Source organism: Cryobacterium arcticum (genome assembly GCF_003185895.1).
Taxonomy (GTDB): Bacteria; Actinomycetota; Actinomycetes; order Actinomycetales; family Microbacteriaceae; genus Cryobacterium; species Cryobacterium arcticum.
Genome location: NZ_QHLY01000012.1, coordinates 1,609,567 through 1,633,338 on the forward strand (window position 1 = coordinate 1,609,567; position 23,772 = coordinate 1,633,338).

Below are 23,772 nucleotides of genomic sequence, written 5' to 3' on the forward strand. Positions count from 1 at the left end.
CTGTGGGTCGTAGGGGTCGAGAAGGTTGAGCGGGCGAAACGGATGGTGCGGGTCATTCTGGTCACGCGGTCTGAAAGCTATTTGTGCGCCTTGGCGGATTGCCGGCGGATGGCCTGCGAGAGTGCGACGGCCACGATCAGGGCGCCGCCGTAGAAGAGCTGCTGCACGTAGCTCTGCGCACCGAGCATCTGCAGGCCGACCACCCCGGTGAAGAGGAAGAAGACGGCGATGAAGGTGCCCACGGCGTTGAACCGGCCGGGCACGATGGCGGTGGCGCCGAGGTAGCAGGCGGCGAAGGCGGGCAGCAGGAACGACTGGCCGCTGGACGGGTCGGCGCCGCCGAGGCTGCCGGCGTAGACGATTCCGGCGATGCTGGCGACGAGGCCGGAGGCGACGAACGCGCCGATCCGCAGCCGGTTCACGTTCAGGCCGCTGAGTTCGGCGACCTGGCGGCCCCGGCCCACGAACAAGAGCCGGCGGCCGATCGGGGTGGAGGTGAGGATGATCAGGATGACCGCGGCGGCGATCAGGCCGTAGAAGAACTGCAGCGGCATGCCGAGGATGCCGCGGAAGCCGACGGTGGCCTGCACCAGCGCCGAGTCGATGCCGGTGACCGAGGAGGAGTTGCTCATCCACTGCACCAGGCCGAGCATCACGGTGGCCGAGCCGAGGGTGACGATGAAGGAGTCGATCTTGAACTTCACCACCAGCACTCCGTTGAGCAGTCCCACCAGGAGGCCCACCACCAGCGCGGCGGCCAGGCTCGGCAGCAGCGGCACGCCCATCTGGGCGTTGAGCACGGCCACGGTCATCGACGACATCGACAGGGTCGACGCCACCGAGAGGTCGAACTCTCCCGCGGTCAGCGGGAACAGCAGGCCGAGGGCGAGGATCAGCAACACGGCCTGGGAGCCGAGCACGTTCTGCAGGTTGCCCACGGTGAAGAAGGTGTTGGGCAGGGTGATGCTGAACACGATGATCACCACCAGCCAGGCGATCAGCAGGGCGTAGCGCTCGGTGTGCAGCCAGAAGTTGCGGGCGGGCATGGCCGGGCGGCCGGGCTTGCCGGGGCCGGCCGGGGAGCCGGGCGCGGCATCCGTCGACGTGACGGGCGCTGTGGTGGTGGTCATGAAACACTCTCTTTCAGCAGGGCCGGGGTCTCGGTCAGGCTTGTGATGACGGATGCGGCGATGGCCTCATGGGTGAGATCGGCGCCGGTCAATTCGGCGTGCGGTCGCCCGTGGGCGAGCACGATGACCCGGTCGCAGACCGCGGCCAGTTGGTCGTAGTCGCTGGAGGCGCAAATGATCGGCACTCCCCCGGCGGCGGTCGTGCGCAGCAGTTCGAAGATGATGCTGCGGGCGCCGATGTCCACGCCCTGGGTGGGTTCCTGCAGCAGGATCAGCTGCGGGTCGTCTTGCAGCCACTTGCCCAGCACAGCTTTTTGCTGGTTGCCACCGCTGAGGGTGCTGAAGAGCGCGCCGGGGTTCCGCGGACGGATGTCGTAGCTCTCGGCGATCTCCTCGGCGCGACGGCTGAGGCCGGCGGCGTTCAGGCCGAACCAGGAGCGGAACTTGCCGATCACCGGCAGGGTCACGTTCTGTTCCACCGTGAGTTCACCCACACCGCCCTGGGTCTTGCGGTCGGCCGGCACGTAGACGATGCCGGTTTTGAGCGAGTCGCGGGGGGACGCATCCTTCAGGCTGGTACGGGTGCCGACCAGGGTGAGCTGGCCGGTGGCGGGCGTTGCGCCGTAGATGCCGGCGAGGGCGTCTTCGAAGCCGGAACCGGCCAGACCGGTCAGGCCCACGATCTCGCCCGCGGCGACGTCGAAGCTGAGGCCGTCGACGTGTCCGGTGACGAGGTCGTCGACCCGGGCGACGGCGCCGGCGTGGTGGGTATTGGTGGGGGCGGCCTGTTTAGCGGGGCGCAGACTCCGGCCCACGATCAGCTGCACCAGCTGCTCGTCGGTGGTGCCGGCGGTGTCGAGGTGGGCCTGCACTTCGCCGGTCCGCAGTACGGTGACCCGGTCGGTGTGTTCGAGCACCTCGGTCATGTCGTGCGACACGAGCAGGGCGCTCATGCCGCCGTCGGCGACGAGTTCCTTGACCACTCGGAAGAGCAGGTCGGTGTCTTCCTTGGGCAGGAACACGGTGGGTTCGTCGAGCACCAGCAGGGCGCGGTGGTCGCCGAGTTCGCTGACCGCGCGCAGGATGGCGATGAGGGCCCGGTCGGTGTCGCCGAGCCGGTCGACGGTTTCGCGGGGGTCGATGCTCAGGCCGAACCGGGCGAAGGTCTCGGCGGCTATGGCCTGTTCCTTCTTCCAGTTGATCAGGGGTCCGCGGCCGGCCACGATGGTGCTGATGCGCAGGTTCTCGACCACGCTGAGCTCGGGCACCAGACCGAGGTCCTGGTGCACGAAGCTGATGCCGAGCTGGCGGAAGTAGCCGGGGGCGATGGGGAGAGTGATCGGGGTGCCGCGCAGCCAGGCGCGGGCTCCGGCATCCGAGGTGTAGAAGCCGCTGAGAATCTTGATCAGCGTCGACTTACCCGAGCCGTTCTCCCCGAGCAGACCATGGATCTGCCCGGGGAAAACGTCGAGGTCGACGTGAGAGAGCGCGGTGAGGCCGCCGAAGGTCTTCGACAGGTTCTCGATTTTCAGCAGGGGCGCGAGCGCCTCGGGGGTGCGCTCTGACGGTGTCGACGTGGAGGGAATCACTACGGCTGGCCCCACAGCGCTTCGTAGCCGGCGATGTAGGCGTCGCCGTAGCCTTCGGTCGAGCCCGGCGGGGTGCCGGTCTCGTCGACGTTCTCCTTGGTGAACACCTTGAGCGGGGTCTGCGCGAAGCCGTCTTCGACAACCTCGGCACCGGTCAGCACGCGGCCGACCTGGTCCATGGTGGCCCAGCCGAGCCACGGCATCGACTCGCCCACGTCCATGGCGAGCACTTCGCCCTCCTGCATGATCTTGAGCACGGCGGGCGTGCCGTTGAACGATGCGGCCTTGACCTGGCCGACCTTGCCGGCGGCGACCACTCCGGCTTCCACGAACAGGGCCATCGAGTCGAAGACCGGCAGCACGTAGTCGAGTTCGGGGTTGATCTGGATCTCGGACTGCACGCTGGTGGAGATCTTGGTGGCCCAGTCGGCCAGCGGAACGTTGACCTCCTTGACGGTGCACTCGGGGCAGTTCGTGGCGATCTCGTCTTTCATCGCGTCAATGATGCCGCCGGCGACGGGCACCTCGGCGGTGTTGACGAGGAGGATATTGCCCTTGCCCTCGGTCTCCTGGATGGCCCAGTCGGCGCTCAGCCGGCCGGACTCGTTGAACGGGGCGGTCACCTGAGCGGCAACGAGGTCGGCGATCGAGTCGGGGATCGCCTCGCCGTCCTGGATGGTGTGGGTGACGACCACGGGGATGCCGGCGGCCTTGGCCCGCTCGAGGGCGGGAACGAGGAGTTCGCCGTTGATGCCCTGGGAGAGCAGGATGACGTCGGCCTTCTGGCTGATCGCCTGGTCGATGCCGGCGGTGTGCTCGGTGGGGCTGCCCTGGTTGGTGTACTCCACCCAGGTGGCGCCGTAACGTTCGGCCACCTTCTGGGTCTCCTCGCTCACCGTGACGATGAACGGGATGGCGCTGGTGTTGGGGATGTTGAAGATGGTCTTGCCGGCGATGTCGGCCATCGCGAACGGTGCGGCGTCGAAGGTGAAGGCCGGGTCGGCGCTGAACTTTTCGATCTGCGAAGTGGCGTACGCGACGCCATCCGCGGTGCCGCTGGAATCGGCGGTGGTGGAGGCGGCGGTGGTGGACGCGCAGCTGCTGAGCAGCAGGGCTGCGCTCAACCCGATTGCGGACCAGGTGAGGGTTTGCCGGGAACGAGTGTGCATGTGTTTCTCCTAGGTGCGGGCACGTCTTGAGGATGCTGGGGTGGTGCGGGGGCAGTACGGGAAGGCGGTGCGGGACTGGAAAAGCAGGGCTCCTGTTGACGGTGGGTGTCGCCGGTTGGAGGGCTGTGCATTCGAATGGATACCGAATGCATTCGAATGTAGCGGAGGTAAATTACGCGAAACCGCACGAAATGGCTCCCGGCGTAACGGTCTTTGGTCGGTAGTGTTACGGCCGCGTTAAGGCCCCGGTGTGTCGCCCTCCGGCGCGTGTCGGGACCTGGTCGCGCCATCCGCTGGTCGAGCTCGTCGAGACCCCGTGACAATGTCCACCTGCCGCCCCGCGGGCCCCCAACTGTTCCCCGTGCGGACAATTGCGGCCGGCGCACCGGGCGCAAAAGCCCGCTTCGGCAACAGTTGCGGCGGCCGGCTGACGAGTGGGGCGGATGCGCGCGACCTCGCGTGGACTACGCGGCGGGGGTGGGCCAGGGGCCGGTGGTGCCGCGCACCACGAGGTGCACCGGGAAGACGTTGCGCTCGGGCGGGTCCACGAAGAGGCCCTCGATGCGGTCGAGCAGCCGGTTGGTGCCTGCCGTGGCGATCTCCAGCAGCGGCTGCCGCACGGTGGTGAGGTCGAACATCGACCAGCTCGACATCCGCAGGTCGTCGTAGCCGATCACCTGAACGTCCTCGGGAATGCGCAGGCCCAGGCGGGAGGCCGCGTCGATCACCCCGTAGGCGATGTAGTCGGTGCCGCAGTAGACCACGCTGGGCCGGTCGGCCAGGGTGAGCAGTTCGGTACCCATATCCAGGCCGGTCTGGTGCTCGATCAGGCCGCGGCGCACCAGATCGGACTGCAGCGGGACGCCGAGCTCGTCGAGCCGGGCGCGAAAGGCGATCTCACGAAAGTTGATGCTGGGGTTGTTCTCCGGCCCGCCGATCATGGCGATGCGGCGGTGACCGAGTCCATAGAGGTAATCGGCGATGAGCACACCGCCGTGGCTGCCGTCGGCCACGAACCGGTCGATGTCGCCGGCGTTGGGCGAGGTGACGTCACGGCCGATCACCACGAGCGGAAGCCCCCGGGCCACGAGGTCTTCGGCGAGGGTCGAGCCCACCCGGGCCTGCATGAACATGGCACCGGCCACGAGCCCGCCGCGCAGGGCGTCGACGTCGCGTTCGCGTTCACCTTCGGAGCGGTCGCTGAGCAGCAGCATCCGGTAGCCGCGCTCGTTCAGGGTGGTCTGCACCGAGTCGACCAGCTGCGGGTAGACCGGGTTCTGCAGGTCGGCCACGAGCACCGCGATCGAGCGGCTGACCCCGGTGATCAGGCTCTGCGCCATCAGATTGGGCGAGTAATTGATGGTGGTGGCGATCGAGCGGATGCGTTCCCGCGTGGCCAGCGATACCCGAGGGTCGTCACGCAGCGCGCGCGACACCGTGGACTGCGAGACGCCCGCTGCGCGTGCCACGTCGTAGCTCGTTGCGTGGCCTGCACTCATGAGTCACAGACTATGTCACCGAGCAGGGTGGGGGCCGCCGCGCCGAGCGGATGCGGCGTAGTTCCCACCGCCGCCCCCTCTTACTGTTGCCGCTGCGGACTTGTGCGGCCGGTGCGCCGGCACCATTTGTCCGAACGGGGAACAGTTGGCGGCCGGAGCGGCCCGTACACTGAGCCTTCGAGCACACCGGGCGAGAGGATCATCGGCATGACGCACATCGGGGCCACCGGGCGCATCCAGCCCGAGTCTGACGAGCACGCCATGCTGCGCGCCCTGGGCGAGCGCCTCGGCGTGGCCCTCGAGCCGCGCACCCTCACCGTGCCCGGCGGTCTGCGCGTCGAGGTCGAGGGAATCGACGCCGCCGCGAGCGTGCTCGTGCAGCTCGTGGCCAATACCGGCACTCCCAAGTCATCGCACCGCAACAAGGCCATCGCCGACATGCTCAAGCTGGTCTGGCTGCGCGGCGTCCTCCCCACCCGGCCACGCCTGGTGATCTGCATCAGCGAGCCCCTGGCCCGTTTCTTCACCCCGGCCTCCTGGCCCAGCGCCGCGGCCGCCGATATGCACGTGGATGTCTACATCTTCCGTCCGGATGCCCCGCTGGAGCTGCTCACCCGCTGAGCCCGCGGCAACCGGGCTGCCACGGGTGCCGCGCACATCCGGCACTCGTTTGCGGAGAAAGCACCTTCCCGAAGCCGTCAGACCCTGCGAAGTGCGCAAACCAGTGCAGTCAGCGGCGCGGAACCCGGCGGTAGCCATCCGTCGCGACCGCGGCCAGCGTGCGGGCCACCGCCACCAGCGCCAGGACTCCGAGCGGAGCGATAACAAGCCCGACGGCGATCATCCTGCCGCCTCCCCCGAGTCGACACCGAGCGTGCGGGCCACGTAGGCGGCGGCCGCAGCGGATGTCGCCGTGCCGGCCGGCGTCAGCGCCGAGGTCTCGGGCGGCAATGCGGTCACCCGCAGGGGAACCACTCCGGCCCAGACGGAACGATCCTCGTCGTCATCCGCCGCCTCGGAGGCACCGTGGGCGCGCACCTTCACACTGGCTTCGTCGAGCGGTAGTCGCAGCACCAGGGTGGCGGCCAACTCGCGCTTGGTCATCGGGCGCACCTCGTCCCACCGGCCGGGCATGAGGTGAGCGGAGACGATCCGCATGGCCTCCTCTTTATCCGCGCCGGCGACGACGGTGGGCACCCCGAAGACCACCGCGCTGCGGTAGTTCATCGAGCTGTCGAACAGGGAGCGTGCGTACACCAGCCCGTCGAGGTGAGTCACCGTCACCGAGATGGGGGTGCCGGATGCCATCGCCCGGAAGATCCCGCTTCCGGTCGAGCCGTGCAGGTAGATGGCGTCGCCACCGCGGCCGAAGCCCATCGGGAGCACCAGCGGCAGGCCGGCGCGCACCAGGGCGACGTGGGCGACGAGCGCGTCGTCCAGGATGCCGTAGAGCTCGGCTCGGTCGGTGCGCTGGCGCTCGGGCATGCGAGTGATCCGGGTGCGGTCGGTCACTGGCAGGTCGAGTGCGGCGCCGTCGTGTGCGGTAGTTGGGTCCGAAGCCGAGGGCTGCGGCAGTTCAATCGGGGGAGGTGTCTGGGAGGGCATGCTACTAGGATCGAGCCGTAACTGGTTCATCAACAGTGCCAATCCGAGCCATTTCGACTAGACCAGTCATGACAGCCGGTCCGAGACCGCAGAAGCCAAAGCAAGGGAAGGAGCCCCCATGAACGCCCACGAGCTGCCCATCCTGCTCGACCGCGCCTCGCCCCTCCCGCTTGCCGCCCAACTGGCCGCAGCTTTGCGGGGCGCCATCCTCGACGGCACCCTGCGCCACGACGACCCGTTGCCGTCCAGCCGCACCCTTGCGGCCTCGGTGCAGGTGTCGCGGGGCACCGTCGTCTCGGCCTATGACCAGCTCGCCGGCGAGGGGTACCTGCTGGCGCGGCCCGGGTCGGCCACCCGCATCCTGGTCGACCGCCCCACACCGTCCACACCCCCGCCCGTCCGCGCACGCCGCGACCCGATCTCCCGCACCACTCCCCCACGTCCGGATCCGGCCGGGCAACCGGCATCACCCCTGCCGATGATCGACCTGTCACCCGGCCGTCCGGCCACGCGCACCCTCGCCGACGCCGCCTGGACCTCCGCGTGGCGGGCCGCGCTCGCCGCATCCGTGCGCAACGACGTGCCGCCGGCGCTCGGCGAACCCGGCCTGCGCGCTGCCATCGCCGAGCACCTGCGCCGGGTACGTGGCCTGAACTGCACCGCCGACGATGTGATCGTCACCGCAGGAACCAGCGACGCCCTCGCCTGTATCGGGCTGGCCCTGGCCTCACCGAACCCGGCACTGCAGGATGCAGCGGGCGTCCCCCGCACCGCCCCGCGTATCGCCGTCGAAGACCCGGGCTACCCCACCGCCCGCCGCGTGCTCACCCGGGTCGGCGCGCACCTCATGCCCGTAGCGACCGGCGCGAACGGCATCAAGCTGGCGGAACTCGCCACCCTCGACCCTGCCCCACAGGCCGTGCTCGTCACACCGAGCCACCAGTATCCACTCGGCGGCAGCCTGCCCGTGCAGAGCCGCCTCGAGCTGCTCGACTGGGCCCGCCGAACCGACGCGATGGTGATCGAGGACGACTACGACAGCGAGTTCCGCTACGACACCATGCCGCTGCCCGCCGTCGCGAGCCTCGACACCGACGGACGCGTCGCCCTGGTCGGCAGCTTCTCCAAGACCATCACCCCGTGGATCCGCTGCGGCTACATCGTCGCCACCGGCGACCTCGGCGAGCGCCTGCGCGCCGTGCGCCGCGACCTCGACGCGACCGTCTCGGGCGTGCAACAACTCGCGCTCGCCCACTACCTGCGCTCCGGCGGCCTCGCCCGCAACGTCGCCCGGGCCCGCCGCGAGTATGCGCACCGCCGCACCCTCGTGATCGACCGACTCGGCGCGCTGCCCGGAGTACGCCTGGCCGGACTCGACGGCGGGCTGCACGTGGTGGTGCACCTCGACGCGACAGCCGGGGCGGATGCATCCGCTCTCGTCGCGCAGGCGGCCGAACGCGGGGTGCGGGTCGCGCCGCTGTCGCACTACGCGGTTCTCGACCGCGGGCAGCACGGCCTCGTGCTGGGCTACGGCGCACCCACCGATCTCGAGCTCTCCCGGGCACTCGAGGTACTGGCGGGGCTCCTCACAGGGGCTGCCGATCACTGACTTGCGGCAGAATGCACGCACGTCCGGGGTCTCGACAAGCTCGACCAACGATGGGCCGGAGTTAACACAAGCTCGACCAACGATGCGCCGGAGTTTACCTGCGCGAAACAGCAGACTGACTTTCGCGAAATACGCGCCGCCTACTGTGAAACCCAACGGACCTCCGCGGGCCATTTGTCACCTGACTGCTCTAGCCAGCTGAACACTTCACCCGCTCGCTCTCCTCCTCACGACCACTGAATTGCGCCTTGGAGGCTAGCGTGCAGAAGACCGACCCTCGTTCCGCCGACACGGATGCCCCGGCATCCGTTCCCACGGACAGTACGACCGAGCACATCAGCGATGCCACGGCCTTCGACCCCGCTGAACTGCGCCGGGCCCTCGCCGGCATGGCCACCTCGGTCACCCTCGTCACCACGAACGTGGCCGGCACCGCCTACGGCTTCACCGCCAACAGCTTCACCAGTGTCTCGGTGAGCCCGCCGTTGGTGGCCGTGTTCCTGGCCGAGACCGCCGAGAGCTACCCGGCGTTCGCCCGCACCGACCACGTGGCCATCAACGTCCTCGCCGCCGACCAGGGCGATGTGGCCCGGCACTTCGCCACCAAGGGCATCGACAAGTTCTCCGCCGTCACGCTGCACGGCGACTACGACCACGTACCCGTCGTCACCGGCGCCCAGGCCTCGATCCTCGGCCAGGTGCACGAACGCTGGACCGTGGGCGACCACCTCATGATCATCGTGCACGTCGACGACGTCATCCGCTCCGAGCGCACCCCGCTCGTCTATCAGAACCGCGAGTTCAGGAAGCTGGTCTGACCCCATGACCCTCACCTCACCCTCCGTCACCACCGCCGACTCGATCTCGATCCGCGGCGCGGTCAAGATCTACGGCTCCGGCGCCAGCCAGCACGTGGCGCTGCAGAACGTCGACGTCGACATCAAGCGCGGCCAGTTCGTGAGCATCATCGGCCCGTCCGGCTGCGGCAAGTCCACTTTGCTGCGCCTCATCGCCGGCCTGGAAGACGCCGACGAGGGCATCGCCGAGGTCTTCGGCGTCACCGCCGAGCAGGCTTGCGCGGCCAAGATGATCGGCCTGGTGCCGCAGGCGCCCGCCCTGCTGCCGTGGAAAGACGTGCTCGGCAACGTGAGCATGCCGGCCAAGATCAACCGCCGCGCCGACAAGCTGCGCCGCCGCATCCACGGCCACCTCGAACGCCCCGCCCCCGACATGATCGACCTCCTCCACAAGGCCGGGCTGGCGGATGCTGTGCACAAGTTGCCTGCCCAGCTCAGCGGCGGCATGCAGCAGCGGGCCGCCATCGTGCGGGCGTTCGGCGTGCAGCCCGACGTGCTGCTCATGGACGAACCGTTCTCCGCGCTCGACGAGTTCACCCGCGAGTCGATCCAGGAACAGCTGCTCGACATCTGGGACGAGAACAAGACCACGGTGGTCTTCGTCACCCACTCGGTCTCCGAAGCGGTGCGGCTCTCCGACAAGGTGCTCGTGATGTCGGCCCGTCCGGGCCGCATCACCGCATCCGTGGACATCACCCTGCCGCGCCCGCGGAGCCAGGCGATGCTCAAGAGCGCCGAGTTCCACCACTTCGAAGATGTCATTCGCGACCACCTGCAAACCGCCTGGCAGGAGAACCCGATGACCGGGTCCACCCCGATCGCCGCCGGAGCCGCCTCGTGAGCGTTCTCAGCCCCGTTCAGCCCAGCAACCAGTCGGGCAACCAGCCCGACCAGCCCGACCCGACCAGCGAGACCAGCCAGGAGATCCCCGTGAGCCGACCCGCCACCCCGCCGGCGACCAAGCGCCGCTCCGGCAGCACCGGCCGGTTCGGGTTCCTCCGACCCGCCTACTGGTTGCCGCTGGCCGTGCTGCTCGTGGCGCTCGGCATGCTCTGGAGCGTCACCGCCAACGACAGCCCCTACCTGCTGCCGCCGCTCGCCGCCGTGGGCGAGGCCCTCGCCGCCAACCCCCTCTTCTACCTCACCAATGCCTGGGCCACCCTGGCTGTGGCGCTGGTGGGCCTGGCCATCGGCTTCGTCGGCTCGTTCATCCTCGCGGTGCTGGTGTCCGAACTGCCCGTGGCCCGCCGGGCGATCATGCCCATCGCCGTGGTCCTCAGCGTCACCCCGCTCGTGGCGATCGCCCCGGCGCTGGTGGTGGCATTCGGCTTCGGCCCCGAGCCCAAGCTCATCGTCACAGCGCTGATCTGCTTCTTCCCCATCCTCATCAACGTCTCCACCGGCCTCCGGTCGGTGTCCCCGGCCGTGCTGCAGGTCTTCACCACCCTGCACGCCTCCCGGCTGGAGATGCTCTGGCACGTGCGCATCCCCAGCGCCCTGCCCTACCTCTTCACCGCCCTGCGCGTGGTGTTCCCGCTCTCGATCATCGGCGCCGTGGTCGCGGAGCTCTCCGCTCCCGGAGCCGCCGAGGGCCTGGGCACCGTGATCAGCGTGGCGTCGTCGAACAACCGCCTCGCCGTGGTCTACGCCGCCATCTTCTGCCTGGCGATCATGGGCTCGCTGCTGCTGCTCATTATCACCGCGATCGAGGACCGCGTGCTGCACTGGCACGAATCCCGCGTCGCCGCCAAGAGCTGACCCACCCCGACTTATCTGCCGCACCACCCCGCGTCACCCGCACCATCCGCCCTATCCGCACCACCCAGCACCACAACCCCGCACCACACCCCTGCATCCCCCGTCCCCTCTTCCCCCACCGCACCAGGAGACCGTTATGCCCACCCGCCCCATCCACGCCGTGGCCGCCTTCGCCGTCCTCGGCCTCACCCTCGGTCTCGCCGCCTGTAGCACCACCGCCGACAGCGACACCCCGTCCACCGATACCGCCGCCGCCGGCAGTGCCATCTCCGAAGAACGCTGCGCCCTCAACGAGGCCGCCGGCACGATCAACTTCCTCACCGGGTACCAGTACCAGGCGTCGGTGTCGATCCTCAACATCATCGCCGCCGACGAGCTGGGCTACTTCGACGCCCTCTGCCTCGACGTCGACATCCAGCCCGGCACCGGCGACACCAGCCAGAACGCCCAGCTGCTCGCCTCCGGCCAGGTCACCATCACCAGCGTCGACGAGCAGAACCTGATCACCGCCCAGGACAACGGCATCGACGTCACCGGCATTGCCACCTACTCCAACGTGGGCCTGGAAATCCTGATGACCGGCACCGACGTGACCGACCTCAAGGACCTGGACGGCACGATCCTGGGCCAGAAGGGCAACCTGCCGCCCGCCGTGGGCGCCATGCTCACCAACGCCGGCGCCGACCTCGCCTCGATCCAGCAGGTCGTCGTGGGTTACGACCCCACCATCCTGCCGCGCGGCCAGGTCGACTCGCTCACCGGCTTCATCTCCAATGAGCCCAACCTGCTCGAGGCCGCCGGTGAAGACGTCACCGTGTGGCGCCCGTACGACTTCGGCGTCGCCGGGTCGCTGGGCAGTCTGGCCGTGAACAACGAGTTCGCCGCCGACAACGCCACGGCCGTCGAGGACTTCCTGCGCGCCAGCCAGCACGCCTTCGACTACTGCGGCGAGAATGGCGAAGAGTGCGTCGCGTTCGCCTCCGACCTCTCCGGCGAGGGCTACGACGCCGCGCACAACCTCAAGGTCTGGACCACCGAGTACGACATCGTCACCGACAACCAGCCGGCGGATGCGCCGATCGGCCTGATCGACTTCGAGAACGTCACCGCCGAGTCCGAGTTCCTCGTGGAGAGCGCGCAGATCGCCGCCGCCCCGGCCGACCCCACTGCCTACTTCGACAACAGCTTCGTCGAGGCGATCTACGACGGCACCACACTGATCTGGCCGGCCCCCTAGCCAGACCTGCACTGAGTTGCGCACATCCGGCCGTCGTTCGCACCGCGACGGCCGGATGTCTGCAACTCACCACCTGAACTAGCACTCTCCTTTTTACCCGGCTCGTTTCCGCCTCGTTCTCGACTCCGTCACAGCCTCCACAATCTCGTCATCACCAGAGAATTCAGAGAAAGAGTCTCCCCATGTCAGCACGCGAGTACGGCGTTTTCCTCCCGATCGGCAACGGCGGCTGGTTGGTGTCCACCACCGCGCCGCATCCAGACGGCAGCTACGAGTACAACAAGACCACCGCGGTGCTCGCCGAGCAGGCCGGCCTCGACTTCGTGATGTCGATGGCCAAGTTCCGCGGTTTCGGCGGCTCGACCGACCACTGGGGCAACACCCTGGAGTCGATGACCATGATGGCGGGCCTTGCCGAGGCCACCGAAAAGGTGAAGATCTGGGCCACCGTGCACGCCAACATCCACAGCCCGGCCATCGCCGCCAAGATGTTCGTCACCCTCGACCAGATCTCGAACGGCCGCGCCGGCATGAACATCGTTTCCGGCTCCTATGCCGACGAGTTCGAGCAGATGGGCCTGTGGAACGCCGACATGTCGAAGGAGGCCCGCTACCAGATGGTGGAGGACTGGACCACCGCCGTCACCCGGCTCTGGACCGAGGACTCCGTCACCATGGAGAGCGAGTTCTTCAGCCTCACCGACTGCCAGTCCCGCCCGCACCCGCGCGTGAAGCCCACCCTCATCAGCGCCGGCCGGTCGCCGCGCGGCCGCAAATTCCAGGCCGAACTCTGCGACGGCGCGTTCCTCTCCGGCGACACCATGGCCGAGCTGCTCGAATCCTCTCGCGACGTGCACGACCAGGCCGCCGCGCTCGGCCGTGAGGTCAAGACCTACGCCATGCTCACCGTCGTCATGGGTGACACGGATGCCGACGCCGAGAAGCGCGTCGACGTGATCGGTGAAGGCCTCGACCGGGAAGCCCTCGCCAACATGCGGGTCTCCTGGGGCATGCCGCGCGACCGCGCGACCTCCTGGACCGCCTCGGCGACCGGGCAGGACGCCTTCCAGACCCCGTACGTGTTCGGCTCGCCCGACACCGTGCTCAACCACATCAACACCGTCGTCGACGGCGCCGAACTCGACGGCCTGATGCTGATCTTCCCCGATTACCATGCCGACCTGCCCGCGTTCGGTGAGGCCGTGCTGCCCACCCTCCGCGCCCAGGATGCCGCCCGCACAACCACCGGGCTGGTGCGCTCGTGAGCGCCGACAGCCCCTTCGCCGGCCTGCACAACGGCGCCGGCGCCCTGATCGTCGTCGACGTGCAGCGCTCCTTCGCCGACCTCGCCTACCTCGGCGACTACGGCCTCGACACCGCCGCCGAGGACGCCATCGCCGCCGCCATCCGCACCACCGCCTCGCTCGTGGACACCGCCCGCGCCGCCGGCGTGCCGGTGGTCTGGGTGGAGCTGGCCTCCGACCCCAACAAGCTCTGGGGCGCCAGCAACTGGCTGCGCGGCAAGGGCTTCGACGAGCCGATGGGCGACGACGAACCCTGCGTGATCGGCACCCCGGGCGCCGACTGGTACGGCGTGTACCCGGCCGCCGGTGAGGTGCGGGTGCAGAAGCGCGGCTACAGCGGCTTCCAGGGCACCGACCTGCACGCCCAGCTGCAGGCGCTCGGCGTGGTCTGGGTGATCGTGGCCGGCCTCACCACCGAATGCTGCATCGCCGCCACCGCCACGGATGCGTTCCAGCTGGACTACCCGGTGCTGATCCCCAGCGACGCCACCGCCGCCTACGAGGTGCGGGTGCACGAGAACGCGCTCGAGATCCTCGGCCTCACCACCGCGCACATCGTCTCGAGCGACGAACTGGTCGGCTTCCTGCCGGCACCGCCCGCCGCGCCCGCCGCATCCGTTTCGACCGGCTCGGCGGTGTCGGCATGACCGGCCCCGAGCAGGACCCGCGCCACCTGCACCTGGCCTTCGACCTCTCCTTCACCCACTCCGAAGGGCGCTGGGCCCGGCCCGGATCGTGGACCGGCCGCACCTTCCCCGACGTCAAGATGTTCCAGGAGCTGGCGATCACCGCCGAGCGCGGCGGCATCGACATGCTCTTCTTCGGAGACGGCACCGGCTTGCCCGACACCTGGCGCGGCTCCCCCGACGCCGCCGTCGAGTGGGGCGTGCAGTGGCCCCGGCACGACATGAGCCCGTTCATCGCCGCGATGAGCGCCGTCACCGAACACATCGGATTCGGCCTCACCTATTCGTCCACCTTCATGCATCCGTTCTACGTTGCCCGGCTGCTCAACTCGCTCGATCATGTGACCAACGGACGCATCGCGTTCAACGTGGTCGCCTCCACCCGGCGAGCGGATGCGGCCAACTACGGCTTCGACGAGCTGCTCGAGCACGGCAAGCGCTACGAGCGCATGGATGAGTTCATCTCCGTCTGCCAGCAGCTCTGGGACTCGGTGGAGGTCGACGCGATCGTGATGGACCGGGAGACCGGCCGGTTCGCCGACCCGAAAAAGGTGCACGCCATCGGGCACCACGGCGAATTCTTCGACGTGCAGGGTCCGCTCACCAGCGTGCCCAGCCCGCAGGGGCACCCGGTGCTGGTGCAGGCCGGCAACTCGCCGCAGGGCATCGCCACCAGCGCCAAGTTCGCCGACCTCATCTTCGGCATCGGCGGTAACCTGGCCGGGCAGCAGCGCCACCGCGCCCAGCTCGACCTGGAACTGGCAGCCAACGGCCGGAACCCGGCCGATGTCGGCATCCTCTGGGCCACCCAGCTGGTCATCGGCCGGAGCGTTGACGAGGCCACCGCCCGCAAGAAGGAGATGCTCGCGTACTGGGGCGACGAGGCGGTGGGCGCGTACCTGTCGTACAACTCCGGCTACGACTTCTCCACCGTCGGTGACACCATCGTGCTCGGCGAGCTGCAGGCCGAGATCGTGGCGGGCAACGCCTCGCCGTCGGGGTTCGTGGGCCAGCTGGTACAGAAGCTCGGCGCCGACCACTCGCTCTCCCGCACCGAGTTCTTCGAGCGCGGCTGGGAGCACGCGGTGGGCTACGAGCACACCCTCAGCGGTACCGCCGCGCAGCTGGCCGACCAGCTGGAGGAGAACTTCGAGGCCACCGGGTCGCGCGGCGGCTACATGATCGGCAACCCGCTGAGCATGCCCGCCTCGTACACCGACATCATCGAGCTGCTCGTGCCGGAGCTGCGCCGCCGCGGCGTGATGGGCCCGGCCTACCCGGGCACGACGCTGCGCGAGAACCTCTCCCGGTGAGCGTCCGTGCGGGCCGGGGCCGGTCCGGCTCCGGCCCGGGCGGCATGCCGGGTGCTGCGGCCGTGACCGCACCGGATGCGGCGTCCGTCGCGTCCGCCCGGCGCCGCCCGTCGCTCAGCGAGCAGACCCTGCTGCTGTGCTGCCTGATCGGCGCCACCCAGATGACCTGGGGCACCATCGTGCCCGCCCTGCCGCTCTATGTGGACAGGTTCGGTGCGACCGCGCTGGTGCTCGGGCCAATCATCGCCGCGTTCGGCTTCGGCCGGGTGCTCGCCAACATCCCCGCGGGCATCCTGTTGCGCTGGTGGAAACCGCGCCCGTACCTGTGGGCCGTGAGCCTGCTGCTCATCGTGGTCACCGGCCTCACCGGGCTGGCCCCCACCGCGGAGTCGCTGATCGGTGCCCGGGTACTCGCCGGCGTGCTCGGCGGGGCCGCGATCACCATCGGCTTCGCGATCCTCGTCTCCGGCGCCCCGCCCGCCCGGCGCGGCCGGGTGATGGCCACGGTCACCGCCGTGCAGATGTCCGCGGGCGCGATCGGATCCTTCCTCGGCGGTCTGGTGCTCACCTGGTTCCCGCTCGAGGTGGTGTTCCTGGTGGCGAGCGTGCCGCTCGCCCTGGTGCTGGCCTGGGACGCCGTGCGCCCCGCCGCCCACTACTGGCTCCCCCGAGGCCGGGCCGGTGCGGATGCGCCCGCTCCGCTGGTCGAGCCCCACCCGCTGGTCGAGCCTGTCGAGACCCCGCAAGCCGACGCATCCGACCCGCCACACCCGCCGGTCGAGCCCCACCCACCGGTCCAGCCCCACCCGCCGGTCGAGCTTGTCGAGACCCCGCAAGCCGATCTCACGACGCACCGCAGACGCCCGGCACCGAGTTACGCCGGCTTAGGCGTCGCCGCGATCGTGATCGCCCTCGCGCTGAGCTCGTTCGCCACCTTCTTCGCCCGGTTCGGCGGCGAGCAGGGCCTCGTGCCGGTCGCCGCCTACGCCAGCGGCGGGCTCACCCCGCTCACGCTTGGTGTGGCCCTGGCCGCATCCACTCTGCTGTCCTTGGCCGCCCTGCCCGTCGTGGGCTCCCTGATCGACCGCGGCTACCGGCTCGCCGTCCTTGTGCCCGGGGTGCTCGCCTCCGCCGCCGCGTTGCTGATCTTTCCCGTGGCCGACGGCCCCTGGCTGTTCGCCCTCGCGATCGTGCTCTATGGGCTGGCGACCAGCGTGGCCGGCATCGTGCCCACCGTGCTGATGAGCGAGGCCTTGCCCGCCCGGCAGAGCGGACTCGTGGTGGGCATCACCCGCACCGCCGGTGACCTCGGCGCCGTCGCCGGCCCGCTCGTGGCGCTGGCCGTGTACGACTCCACCGGGCTCTGGCCGGCGATCCTCGTGATCGTTGGTCTGCTCCTCCTCTCGAACCTCATGCTTGCCCGCCTGCTGCTCCGCCGCCGCTGACCCCGTCCGCCGCGAAGGCTGCTTCGGGGCCAGGGCGTCGCGGAGCACACTCATTTACGGACATCGCAGGGTAATTCGCACTGCGCACCCTGCGAAGTCCGTAAACGAAGCGTTCCCACGAAGAAGCGGCCACAATCGTCAGCTCGAGGTCGAGCCACACCGAGCGGAGCACACTCATTTACGGACTTCGCAGGGTAATTCGCACTGCGCACCCTGCGAAGTCCGTAAACGAGGCGCTGTAAGTCCCGGATGCCGCCCCGGCGCCCAGCGCCGCCGGCACCGCCCACCACACCGCCGACCACCCCGCAGCCGTCCTCCCCGCGAAGCTTCAGCTTGCCTTCAGCAGCGTTCGCCAGACTGGCAGCGGCGGCCAGACGGCCCACCGACTGACAAGGGAGCCGGATGCGAGTCTTGGTGGTTGAAGACGAGGTGCGCCTGGCGACCGGGTTGCGGCACGGCCTCGAGGCCGAGGGCTTCGCGGTCGACCTCGCCGGCACCGGCCCGGACGGCCTGTGGCTCGCCCGCGAGAACGAGTACGCGGTGATCCTGCTCGACATCATGCTGCCCGGCATGAGCGGTTACCGCATCTGCGAGACCCTGCGCGCCGAACAGAACTGGACCCCGATCCTCATGCTCACCGCCAAAGACGGCGAGTGGGACCAGGTGGAGGCTCTCGACACCGGCGCCGACGACTACCTCACCAAACCGTTCTCCTCCGCTGTGCTGCTCGCCCGCATGCGCGCCCTGATCCGCCGCGGCAGCACCGCCCGGCCCGCCGTGCTCCGCGCCGGCGACCTGCACCTCGACCCGGCCACCCGCCGGGTCAGCCGCGGCGACACCGCCATCGAGATCACCGCCCGCGAGTTCGCCGTGCTGGAGTACCTGATGCGCAACCGCGGCTCCGTGGTGAGCAAACGCGACGTGCTCGCCAACGTCTGGGACTTCGACTTCGAGGGCGACCCGAACATCGTGGAGGTCTACGTGCGGCACCTGCGCAACAAGGTCGACCGCCCGTTCGACCGGGCCGCGATCGAGACCCTGCGCGGCGCCGGCTACCGGTTGGCGGCCAACGGTGGCTGAGCGGCGGCGCGGCCTGTCCCTCCGCGGCCGTATCACCCTGGTCTCCACCGCGATCGTGGCCGCCACCCTCGTGGTCGGCGCGCTGGTGTTCATACTCGTGCTGCGCACCGTGCTGCTCGACGAGGTGAACAACGCCGCCGAGCGCGACCTGGCGCAGATCGAGACCGCGCTGGAAAACACCGGCACCGCGTCGGGCTTCGACCCCGACGACGACGAGATCATCGTTCAGGTCACCGACGCATCCGGCGCCCTGCTCGCCGGCAGCGACAGCCTCGACGGCACTCCCCTGCCGCTGGAGAAAGACAGCGACAGTCAGACCGTGCGGCTACCCGATGAAGATGCCGCCTACCTCGTGGCGGTCGACGAGGTCGACGGCGACGTCACCATCGCCGCCGGCCGCAGCCTGGAGACCATCGACGAGTCCGTGGGCACCGTCGCCTGGTTGCTCGCCGCCGCCGTGCCGCTGCTGATCGGCATCGTGGCGCTGCTCACCTGGATCGTGGTGGGCCGGGCGCTCGCCCCGGTCGAACGGATGCGCCGCGAGGTCGACGCCGTCACCGCCACGAACCTCGACCGCCGGGTGGCCGACCCCGGCCGGGCCGACGAGATCGGCCGGCTGGCCGGCACCATGAACAAGATGCTCGACCGGCTCGACACGTCCCAGCGAGCCCAACGGCAGTTCGTCTCGGATGCGTCGCACGAGCTGCGCTCCCCACTCGCGTCACTGCGGCAGTACGCCGAGGTGGCCCAGTCGCACCCCGACCGGGTGAGCCTCGATGACCTCTCGGAGGCCGTACTCGACGAGGGCGCCCGGCTGGAGCGGCTGGTCAAGGGCATGCTTTTACTGGCGCAGGTGACCGAACGCTCCCTCGCCACCACCGGCGCCGCGGTGGACCTCGACGACCTCGTGCTCGCCGAGGCGAGACGGTTGCGCGACACCATGGCGCTCACCATCGACGCCACCCAGGTGGGTCCCGCCCGGGTGCACGGCGATGAGGGCCTGCTCGGGCAGGTGGTGCGCAACCTCGTCGACAACGCCGCCCAGCACGCCGCCGGCCGGGTGACCCTGTCGGTCGGCGTCAGCGGTGGCCAGGCCGTACTGGCGGTGGAGGACGACGGTCACGGGGTGCCGGCCGACGAGCGCGACCGGGTGTTCGAGCGGTTCGTGCGGCTGGACGAGTCGCGCGCCCGCGCATCCGGCGGCACCGGCCTGGGTCTGGCGATCGTGCGGGAGACCGTGCAGGCGCACGGCGGCACGGTGCAGGTGACGGCCGGCGCACTCGGCGGCGCGCGCTTCGAGGTGCGGCTGCCCGCGACCGACGATCTCTGAGCCCGATCAGACCGGTAATCGGCGTTCCTGAAATCGGCTTCAGCTGGCTTCAGCCTGGCTTCAGCACCGCCCGGGCAGAGTAATCCCATCAGCCACGCACGACGTGGACGAACTCGACCAAGGGACACCTCGTGAAGAAGAAGACCATCTGGATCACCTCCGCCGCCGTTGCCGCCGTACTCGTGGCCGGTGGCGCCGGACTGGCCATCGCCGACCCGTTCGACAATGACGGCCCCCTCACCGGGAGCACCCTCGACCAGGCCAGCACCGCTGCCCTCGACGCGGTCGGCGGCGGCACGGTCACCGACTCCGAGAGCACCGACGACAACACCGCCCAGGCCTATGAGGTCGAGGTCACCCTCGCCAACGGCACCGATGTCGACGTCGCCCTCGACCGGGACTTCGCGGTGCTCTGGATCGACGGCCTCACCGCGGCCGGCGCCACCGCAACGCCCACCACCGGGAGCGGGTCCGACGACTCGAACGACAGCCGCGACGACTCCGACGACGGCACCGGTTCCGGCGAGCTCGCCCCGCTCACCGAGGCCGACCGTTCCGCAGCCTCGGCTGCGGCCCTGGCCGCGATGACCGCCGGTACCGTCGGCACCGTCACCGAGGTCGAGCGCAGCGACGACTTCGACCACGCCTACGAGGTGGAGGTCACCCTCGAGAACGGCGAGGACATCGACGTCGAGCTCGACGAGGCCTTCACCGTGCTCAAGGTCGAGGGCGTGCCGGCCGCCTAACGGAGACGGAGGCTCACCGCACGTAGTCGAAGCTGCCGGCCAGTTGGCCGGTCTCGGTACCGGAGTACAGCACCTCGGCGCTCCGGCGCGACTGGGCCTTGTGCCGCAGGCCGGAGATCGACTGCCGCACCACCACGGTCAGCACCGCGAGAGGCAGGCAGACCAGCAGCAGCCGCTCGGCCACCTCAGCCAGGCGGCTCGAGGCGGCCGCGGTGTTCCCGCCCAGCGACAGCCCCAATTCCAGGAGCAGGAACCCGGTGGCGGCCACGAACAGGGAGCACACCGCGGCGGTGAGCAATAGCGGCAGCACCGACCGGCCGCGGCGCAGCATTAGCAGCCCGGCATCCGCGGCGAACGACAGCACGAACGGCAGCAGTGCGCAGAGCAGCACCACGGCCAGGTACGCCAGAATCGGGCCCACGCCGGGGAGGGCGAGGCGCGCGCCGGTAAGGCTGGCAACATCGATGACCATGCACTGACTCCTGCAGTTGGCGGGTCCGGGTTTTGCACCACATTCGGGTGGTCGTACCGGCAGCGCGTGAATTGTGGCCGAACCAGGCGGCCGCCGTGCTCACAAGGTATCAACGACGGTGCCAGAGTCCGGCAGGCACCCCGCCCCCAGTTCGGGGCTCCCGGTCACAATCCGGTTCGAAAAAGCCCGGTCAGCCCCGGGCTAGTGCCAAACGTCCCTGTGATCCTCGATATACCGGCGCACCGACACGGGCCGTTGGCCGGTGAGGCGGCGGATGGTGCGGGTCGGCCGCATCGCGCCGCGACCACGCACCACCTGGTACACCGCCTGCAGCGCCGCTGCGAGGTCGGGCTTGGTGCCCTGCTTCGCGAGCAGGGTCAGGTACTCCTCGTCGGACGGCGAGCTGTAGGTGATCGGGCGGCCGAGCTCGTCCGAGAGCAGGGCGGCGACCTCCTGGTAGCCCACGGCCTGCTCCCCCGACAGTGTGTAGGTCTTGCGCAGGTGCCCTGGCTCGGTGAGCACCCGCGCCGCGACCCGGGCGACGTCACGCGCATCCACCAGGGCCAGGCGGGCGCGGCCGGCGGGCAGCACGATCTCGTCGCGCTGACGGATGTCGTCCCTGCAGACCGTGCTGAGCACCTGCATCAGCTCGTTCGGCCGCAGCACCGTGTAGGGCGCGCGGGTGCGCTTGAGGTAGGTCTCCACGATGTGCTGCGGGCTGCGGGTGTCGAACGGCAGCGACAGCTGAGACACGAACACCACGTGCCGCACCCCGCTCTCCATCGCGGTGTCGATGAACGGGATGATCGAGCGGCCCACGTCGGTGACCACGAGTGGGCGGATCAGCAGCACCCGGTCCACCCCGGCCAGGGCGGACGCCCAGGTGCTTCGGTCGGCGAAATCGAAACCGCGCACGCTCGCTCCGGCGTGGTCGGCGGATGCCGCACCCGGCTCGTCCCGTCCGGCCGCCGGTTTGCCGATCGTGCGGGCGGCGGCACCCGCGGGAACGGTGACCGGCTTGTGCGCCGGGCTGCGGGAAGGTTTCTGGTTGGGTGCCCGGTCGGGCTTCCCGGTCGGCCGGGCGACACCGGTCGTGGCGCTGCCGGGCCGGGAGCCTCGCGCTGCCGCGGCGGTTCCGCTGGCCCATTTGGCGCCGTCGGCGAGCCGGGCGCGCGGGTCGCGCACGCCGGCCACCACGGTCTCGCCGGCCGCCACGAGCGCGTCGACCACGGCCCGGCCGACGGCGCCGGAGGCTCCGGTGACCAGGATGCCGGCGGAGCGGCGCGAGGACGGGGCGGCGCGAGGGTCGGTCATGCCTTTACGTTAGCGCCGAGGGCCCTGCTCCCGTGTTGCATCCACGTGCGTGCGTCGGCACAACTGTTCCTCGAACGGACTATTACGCCCGGTGCGCCGGCCTCAAAAGTCCGCTTCGGCAACAGTTGGCGGTGGATGCCTGCGCGGGCGGATGCGACGGCCGCCCGGGCACGGCCCGGGCGCGACCCCGAGAACGGCCGAACCGCCCGACGCGAGTGCGACGGGCGGTTCGGGCATCCGTGGATGCGATGGTGCGGGTGCTGCCGTTTGACGCCGGTGTTACTCCTTGACCGGGATGGACTGCGCCTTGAGGGCGTCGACCGTGGCGGTCTGGCCGGTGGTGAGGGCGTCGGCGAGGGTGCCGTTGCCGCTGACGGCGGCCTTGAAGCCGTCGGAGACGTCGTTGTACGTCTGGGTCATGGTCGGACCCCAGACGAAGTCAGCCGACACCTCGCTGGATGCCTTCGCGAAGACGTCGTAGATCGGCTGGTCGCCGTAGAACTCCACGCCTTCCTTCAGCACGGGCAGTTCCAGTCCGGCCTTGGCGGCCGGGTACAGGTTCGCCGCCTCGTTGAGCATGGTCAGCGACTCGCTGGAGCTGTTCAGCCACAGGGCGAACTGGGCTGCTTCGTACGGGTGCTCGGAGCCGGTGAACACCGCGGTGGACGAGCCACCCCAGTTGCCGCTGGCCTCATCGCCGGCCTCCCACTGCGGGGACTCGGCGACGGCCCACTTGCCGGCCGTGTCGGGCGCGCCGCTGGCGATGGAGTTCGCGCCCCAGGCTGCGGAGTTCCAGGTCCAGGCCGCGCTGCTGTTGTAGGCGTTGTCCCACTCGGTGGTCCAGGCCGGAACCGTCGACACCAGGTCGCGGTCGATCAGATCCTGCCAGTAGTCGGCCACCTTGATCGACTCTTCGCCGGTGAGGTCGACGTTCCAGTTGTCGCCGTCGTTGCCGAACCAGGTGCCGCCGGCCTGCCAGACGAGTCCGGCGAACTGGTTGATGTCACCCTGCGAGAAGTTGGTGATGTACGCGCCGGTGGCCCGCACCTGCTCGGCGGCGGTGGCGTATTCCTCCCAGGTGGTGGGGATGGCGATGCCGTTGGCCTCGAAGAGGTCGGCCCGGTAGAACATGGCCATCGGGCCAGAGTCCTGCGGGATGGCGTAGACGGCGTCGTCCTCGTTGAAGCTGACCTGGCCCCAGGTCCAGTCCACGAAGTCGGCCTTGGCGTCCATCACGCCGTCGCAGGAGGCGAGGTTGACCAGGCCGTCCTGCACGCGGAAGTTGGGCAGCGCGTCGTACTCGATCTGGCCGAGGTCGGGCGCGTTGCCGGCCTCGAGCTGGTTGAAGAAGTTGGCGTAGGTGCCGCCGTTGCCGTTCGGGCCGGTCTGCACCGCCACCTGGATGTCGGGGTTGGCCTCGTTCCAGACGTCCACGACGTCTTCGATGCCGGGGATCCAGGAGGTGAAGGTCAGCTCGACCTTGCCCTCCGCCGGGGCGCAGGCGGCAGCGTCGCCGTCGCCGGAGCCGCCAGAGGTGCCGGCTGCGGAGCATCCGGTGAGGGCGACGGTGGCCGCGGTGAGCAGGGCAACGGTGGCCGCTCGTTTCGTGATTCGCATTGGTTTCCTTCG

General features: G+C 69.6%; 21 protein-coding genes. 13 read left to right on the forward strand and 8 right to left on the reverse strand.

Annotated features, from left to right (window positions below; genetic code table 11):
• Window positions 1–77 precede the first annotated feature (77 nt).
• From CTB96_RS17260 to CTB96_RS17275, 4 genes are all read right to left on the reverse strand, one after another.
• The gene (locus tag CTB96_RS17260) at window positions 78–1,130 is read right to left on the reverse strand and encodes an ABC transporter permease (RefSeq protein WP_110128028.1); all 1,053 of its coding nucleotides are present in this window, start codon (window positions 1,128–1,130) and stop codon (window positions 78–80) included.
• On the reverse strand, window positions 1,127–2,734 hold the full coding sequence (locus CTB96_RS17265; protein WP_219993281.1) for a sugar ABC transporter ATP-binding protein: 1,608 nt from the start codon (window positions 2,732–2,734) through the stop codon (window positions 1,127–1,129). Before CTB96_RS17265 ends, CTB96_RS17260 begins: the two co-directional genes overlap by 4 nt.
• Window positions 2,719–3,888 carry a sugar ABC transporter substrate-binding protein gene (locus CTB96_RS17270; RefSeq protein WP_110128029.1) on the reverse strand — a complete coding sequence of 390 codons (1,170 nt, stop codon included), beginning with the start codon at window positions 3,886–3,888 and terminating at the stop codon, window positions 2,719–2,721. Before CTB96_RS17270 ends, CTB96_RS17265 begins: the two co-directional genes overlap by 16 nt.
• A 464-nt stretch (window positions 3,889–4,352) precedes the next feature.
• Complete coding sequence (locus CTB96_RS17275; protein WP_110128030.1) at window positions 4,353–5,387, reverse strand: LacI family DNA-binding transcriptional regulator; 1,035 nt, start codon at window positions 5,385–5,387, stop codon at window positions 4,353–4,355.
• Window positions 5,388–5,594: 207 nt separating this feature from the next.
• Between CTB96_RS17275 and CTB96_RS17280 the strand changes: the two genes are divergently transcribed.
• Entirely contained in the window at window positions 5,595–6,008 is a 414-nt protein-coding gene (locus CTB96_RS17280) for a hypothetical protein (RefSeq protein WP_110128031.1), read from the forward strand.
• A 219-nt stretch (window positions 6,009–6,227) separates the two neighbouring features.
• Here CTB96_RS17280 and CTB96_RS17285 read toward each other — a convergent pair whose 3' ends face one another.
• Window positions 6,228–6,992: a pyridoxamine 5'-phosphate oxidase family protein gene (locus tag CTB96_RS17285; protein ID WP_110128032.1), complete on the reverse strand. Its 765-nt coding sequence runs from the start codon at window positions 6,990–6,992 to the stop codon at window positions 6,228–6,230.
• A 118-nt stretch (window positions 6,993–7,110) separates the two neighbouring features.
• On the opposite strand from CTB96_RS17285, the gene pdxR reads away from it, so the two are divergent.
• From pdxR to CTB96_RS20715, 12 genes are all read left to right on the forward strand, one after another.
• Window positions 7,111–8,601, forward strand: coding sequence for a MocR-like pyridoxine biosynthesis transcription factor PdxR (gene pdxR, locus CTB96_RS17290; protein WP_110128033.1), 1,491 nt, complete (start codon window positions 7,111–7,113; stop codon window positions 8,599–8,601).
• A 260-nt stretch (window positions 8,602–8,861) separates the two neighbouring features.
• Complete coding sequence (locus tag CTB96_RS17295; protein ID WP_110128034.1) at window positions 8,862–9,419, forward strand: flavin reductase family protein; 558 nt, start codon at window positions 8,862–8,864, stop codon at window positions 9,417–9,419.
• A 4-nt stretch (window positions 9,420–9,423) separates the two neighbouring features.
• Complete coding sequence (locus CTB96_RS17300) at window positions 9,424–10,299, forward strand: ABC transporter ATP-binding protein (RefSeq protein ID WP_110128035.1); 876 nt, start codon at window positions 9,424–9,426, stop codon at window positions 10,297–10,299.
• Window positions 10,296–11,216, forward strand: a complete 921-nt coding sequence (locus CTB96_RS17305) for an ABC transporter permease (protein ID WP_248283429.1) — start codon at window positions 10,296–10,298, stop codon at window positions 11,214–11,216. Before CTB96_RS17300 ends, CTB96_RS17305 begins: the two co-directional genes overlap by 4 nt.
• A 136-nt stretch (window positions 11,217–11,352) precedes the next feature.
• Window positions 11,353–12,453 (forward strand): ABC transporter substrate-binding protein, encoded by a 1,101-nt coding sequence (locus CTB96_RS17310; protein ID WP_110128036.1) that lies wholly within the window; start codon window positions 11,353–11,355, stop codon window positions 12,451–12,453.
• A 182-nt stretch (window positions 12,454–12,635) separates the two neighbouring features.
• On the forward strand, window positions 12,636–13,718 hold the full coding sequence (locus tag CTB96_RS17315; protein WP_110128037.1) for an LLM class flavin-dependent oxidoreductase: 1,083 nt from the start codon (window positions 12,636–12,638) through the stop codon (window positions 13,716–13,718).
• Window positions 13,715–14,404: a cysteine hydrolase family protein gene (locus CTB96_RS17320; protein ID WP_110128038.1), complete on the forward strand. Its 690-nt coding sequence runs from the start codon at window positions 13,715–13,717 to the stop codon at window positions 14,402–14,404. The genes CTB96_RS17315 and CTB96_RS17320 overlap by 4 nt, the downstream gene beginning before the upstream one ends.
• Window positions 14,401–15,756 carry an NtaA/DmoA family FMN-dependent monooxygenase gene (locus CTB96_RS17325; RefSeq protein WP_110128039.1) on the forward strand — a complete coding sequence of 452 codons (1,356 nt, stop codon included), beginning with the start codon at window positions 14,401–14,403 and terminating at the stop codon, window positions 15,754–15,756. The genes CTB96_RS17320 and CTB96_RS17325 overlap by 4 nt, the downstream gene beginning before the upstream one ends.
• Window positions 15,753–17,201, forward strand: coding sequence for an MFS transporter (locus CTB96_RS17330; RefSeq protein WP_146215849.1), 1,449 nt, complete (start codon window positions 15,753–15,755; stop codon window positions 17,199–17,201). The genes CTB96_RS17325 and CTB96_RS17330 overlap by 4 nt, the downstream gene beginning before the upstream one ends.
• Before the next feature lie 402 nt (window positions 17,202–17,603).
• The gene (locus tag CTB96_RS17335) at window positions 17,604–18,281 is read left to right on the forward strand and encodes a response regulator transcription factor (protein ID WP_110128041.1); all 678 of its coding nucleotides are present in this window, start codon (window positions 17,604–17,606) and stop codon (window positions 18,279–18,281) included.
• Window positions 18,274–19,611 (forward strand): sensor histidine kinase, encoded by a 1,338-nt coding sequence (locus CTB96_RS17340; protein ID WP_110128042.1) that lies wholly within the window; start codon window positions 18,274–18,276, stop codon window positions 19,609–19,611. The genes CTB96_RS17335 and CTB96_RS17340 overlap by 8 nt, the downstream gene beginning before the upstream one ends.
• A gap of 131 nt (window positions 19,612–19,742) precedes the next feature.
• Complete coding sequence (locus tag CTB96_RS20715) at window positions 19,743–20,357, forward strand: PepSY domain-containing protein (protein WP_219993282.1); 615 nt, start codon at window positions 19,743–19,745, stop codon at window positions 20,355–20,357.
• A gap of 13 nt (window positions 20,358–20,370) precedes the next feature.
• On the opposite strand, the gene CTB96_RS17350 is transcribed toward CTB96_RS20715, so the two are convergent.
• The 3 genes from CTB96_RS17350 to CTB96_RS17360 all read right to left on the reverse strand — a co-directional run bounded on the left by CTB96_RS17350 (window position 20,371) and on the right by CTB96_RS17360 (window position 23,760).
• Window positions 20,371–20,829, reverse strand: coding sequence for a hypothetical protein (locus CTB96_RS17350; protein ID WP_110128043.1), 459 nt, complete (start codon window positions 20,827–20,829; stop codon window positions 20,371–20,373).
• Between the two features lie 201 nt (window positions 20,830–21,030).
• Complete coding sequence (locus tag CTB96_RS17355; protein WP_110128044.1) at window positions 21,031–22,143, reverse strand: NmrA family NAD(P)-binding protein; 1,113 nt, start codon at window positions 22,141–22,143, stop codon at window positions 21,031–21,033.
• 279 nt (window positions 22,144–22,422) lie between these two features.
• On the reverse strand, window positions 22,423–23,760 hold the full coding sequence (locus CTB96_RS17360; RefSeq protein ID WP_110128045.1) for an ABC transporter substrate-binding protein: 1,338 nt from the start codon (window positions 23,758–23,760) through the stop codon (window positions 22,423–22,425).
• Window positions 23,761–23,772 lie beyond the last annotated feature (12 nt).

What these genes read in the sequence shown, in the direction of transcription:
- CTB96_RS17260 (WP_110128028.1), bottom strand. Translation starts at nt 1,130, where the DNA reads ATGACCACCACCACAGCGCCCGTCACGTCGACGGATGCCGCGCCCGGC.
- CTB96_RS17270 (WP_110128029.1), bottom strand. Translation starts at nt 3,888, where the DNA reads ATGCACACTCGTTCCCGGCAAACCCTCACCTGGTCCGCAATCGGGTTG.
- CTB96_RS17275 (WP_110128030.1), bottom strand. Translation starts at nt 5,387, where the DNA reads ATGAGTGCAGGCCACGCAACGAGCTACGACGTGGCACGCGCAGCGGGC.
- CTB96_RS17280 (WP_110128031.1), top strand. Translation starts at nt 5,595, where the DNA reads ATGACGCACATCGGGGCCACCGGGCGCATCCAGCCCGAGTCTGACGAG.
- CTB96_RS17285 (WP_110128032.1), bottom strand. Translation starts at nt 6,992, where the DNA reads ATGCCCTCCCAGACACCTCCCCCGATTGAACTGCCGCAGCCCTCGGCT.
- pdxR (WP_110128033.1), top strand. Translation starts at nt 7,111, where the DNA reads ATGAACGCCCACGAGCTGCCCATCCTGCTCGACCGCGCCTCGCCCCTC.
- CTB96_RS17300 (WP_110128035.1), top strand. Translation starts at nt 9,424, where the DNA reads ATGACCCTCACCTCACCCTCCGTCACCACCGCCGACTCGATCTCGATC.
- CTB96_RS17310 (WP_110128036.1), top strand. Translation starts at nt 11,353, where the DNA reads ATGCCCACCCGCCCCATCCACGCCGTGGCCGCCTTCGCCGTCCTCGGC.
- CTB96_RS17315 (WP_110128037.1), top strand. Translation starts at nt 12,636, where the DNA reads ATGTCAGCACGCGAGTACGGCGTTTTCCTCCCGATCGGCAACGGCGGC.
- CTB96_RS17325 (WP_110128039.1), top strand. Translation starts at nt 14,401, where the DNA reads ATGACCGGCCCCGAGCAGGACCCGCGCCACCTGCACCTGGCCTTCGAC.
- CTB96_RS17335 (WP_110128041.1), top strand. Translation starts at nt 17,604, where the DNA reads ATGCGAGTCTTGGTGGTTGAAGACGAGGTGCGCCTGGCGACCGGGTTG.
- CTB96_RS17350 (WP_110128043.1), bottom strand. Translation starts at nt 20,829, where the DNA reads ATGGTCATCGATGTTGCCAGCCTTACCGGCGCGCGCCTCGCCCTCCCC.
- CTB96_RS17355 (WP_110128044.1), bottom strand. Translation starts at nt 22,143, where the DNA reads ATGACCGACCCTCGCGCCGCCCCGTCCTCGCGCCGCTCCGCCGGCATC.
- CTB96_RS17360 (WP_110128045.1), bottom strand. Translation starts at nt 23,760, where the DNA reads ATGCGAATCACGAAACGAGCGGCCACCGTTGCCCTGCTCACCGCGGCC.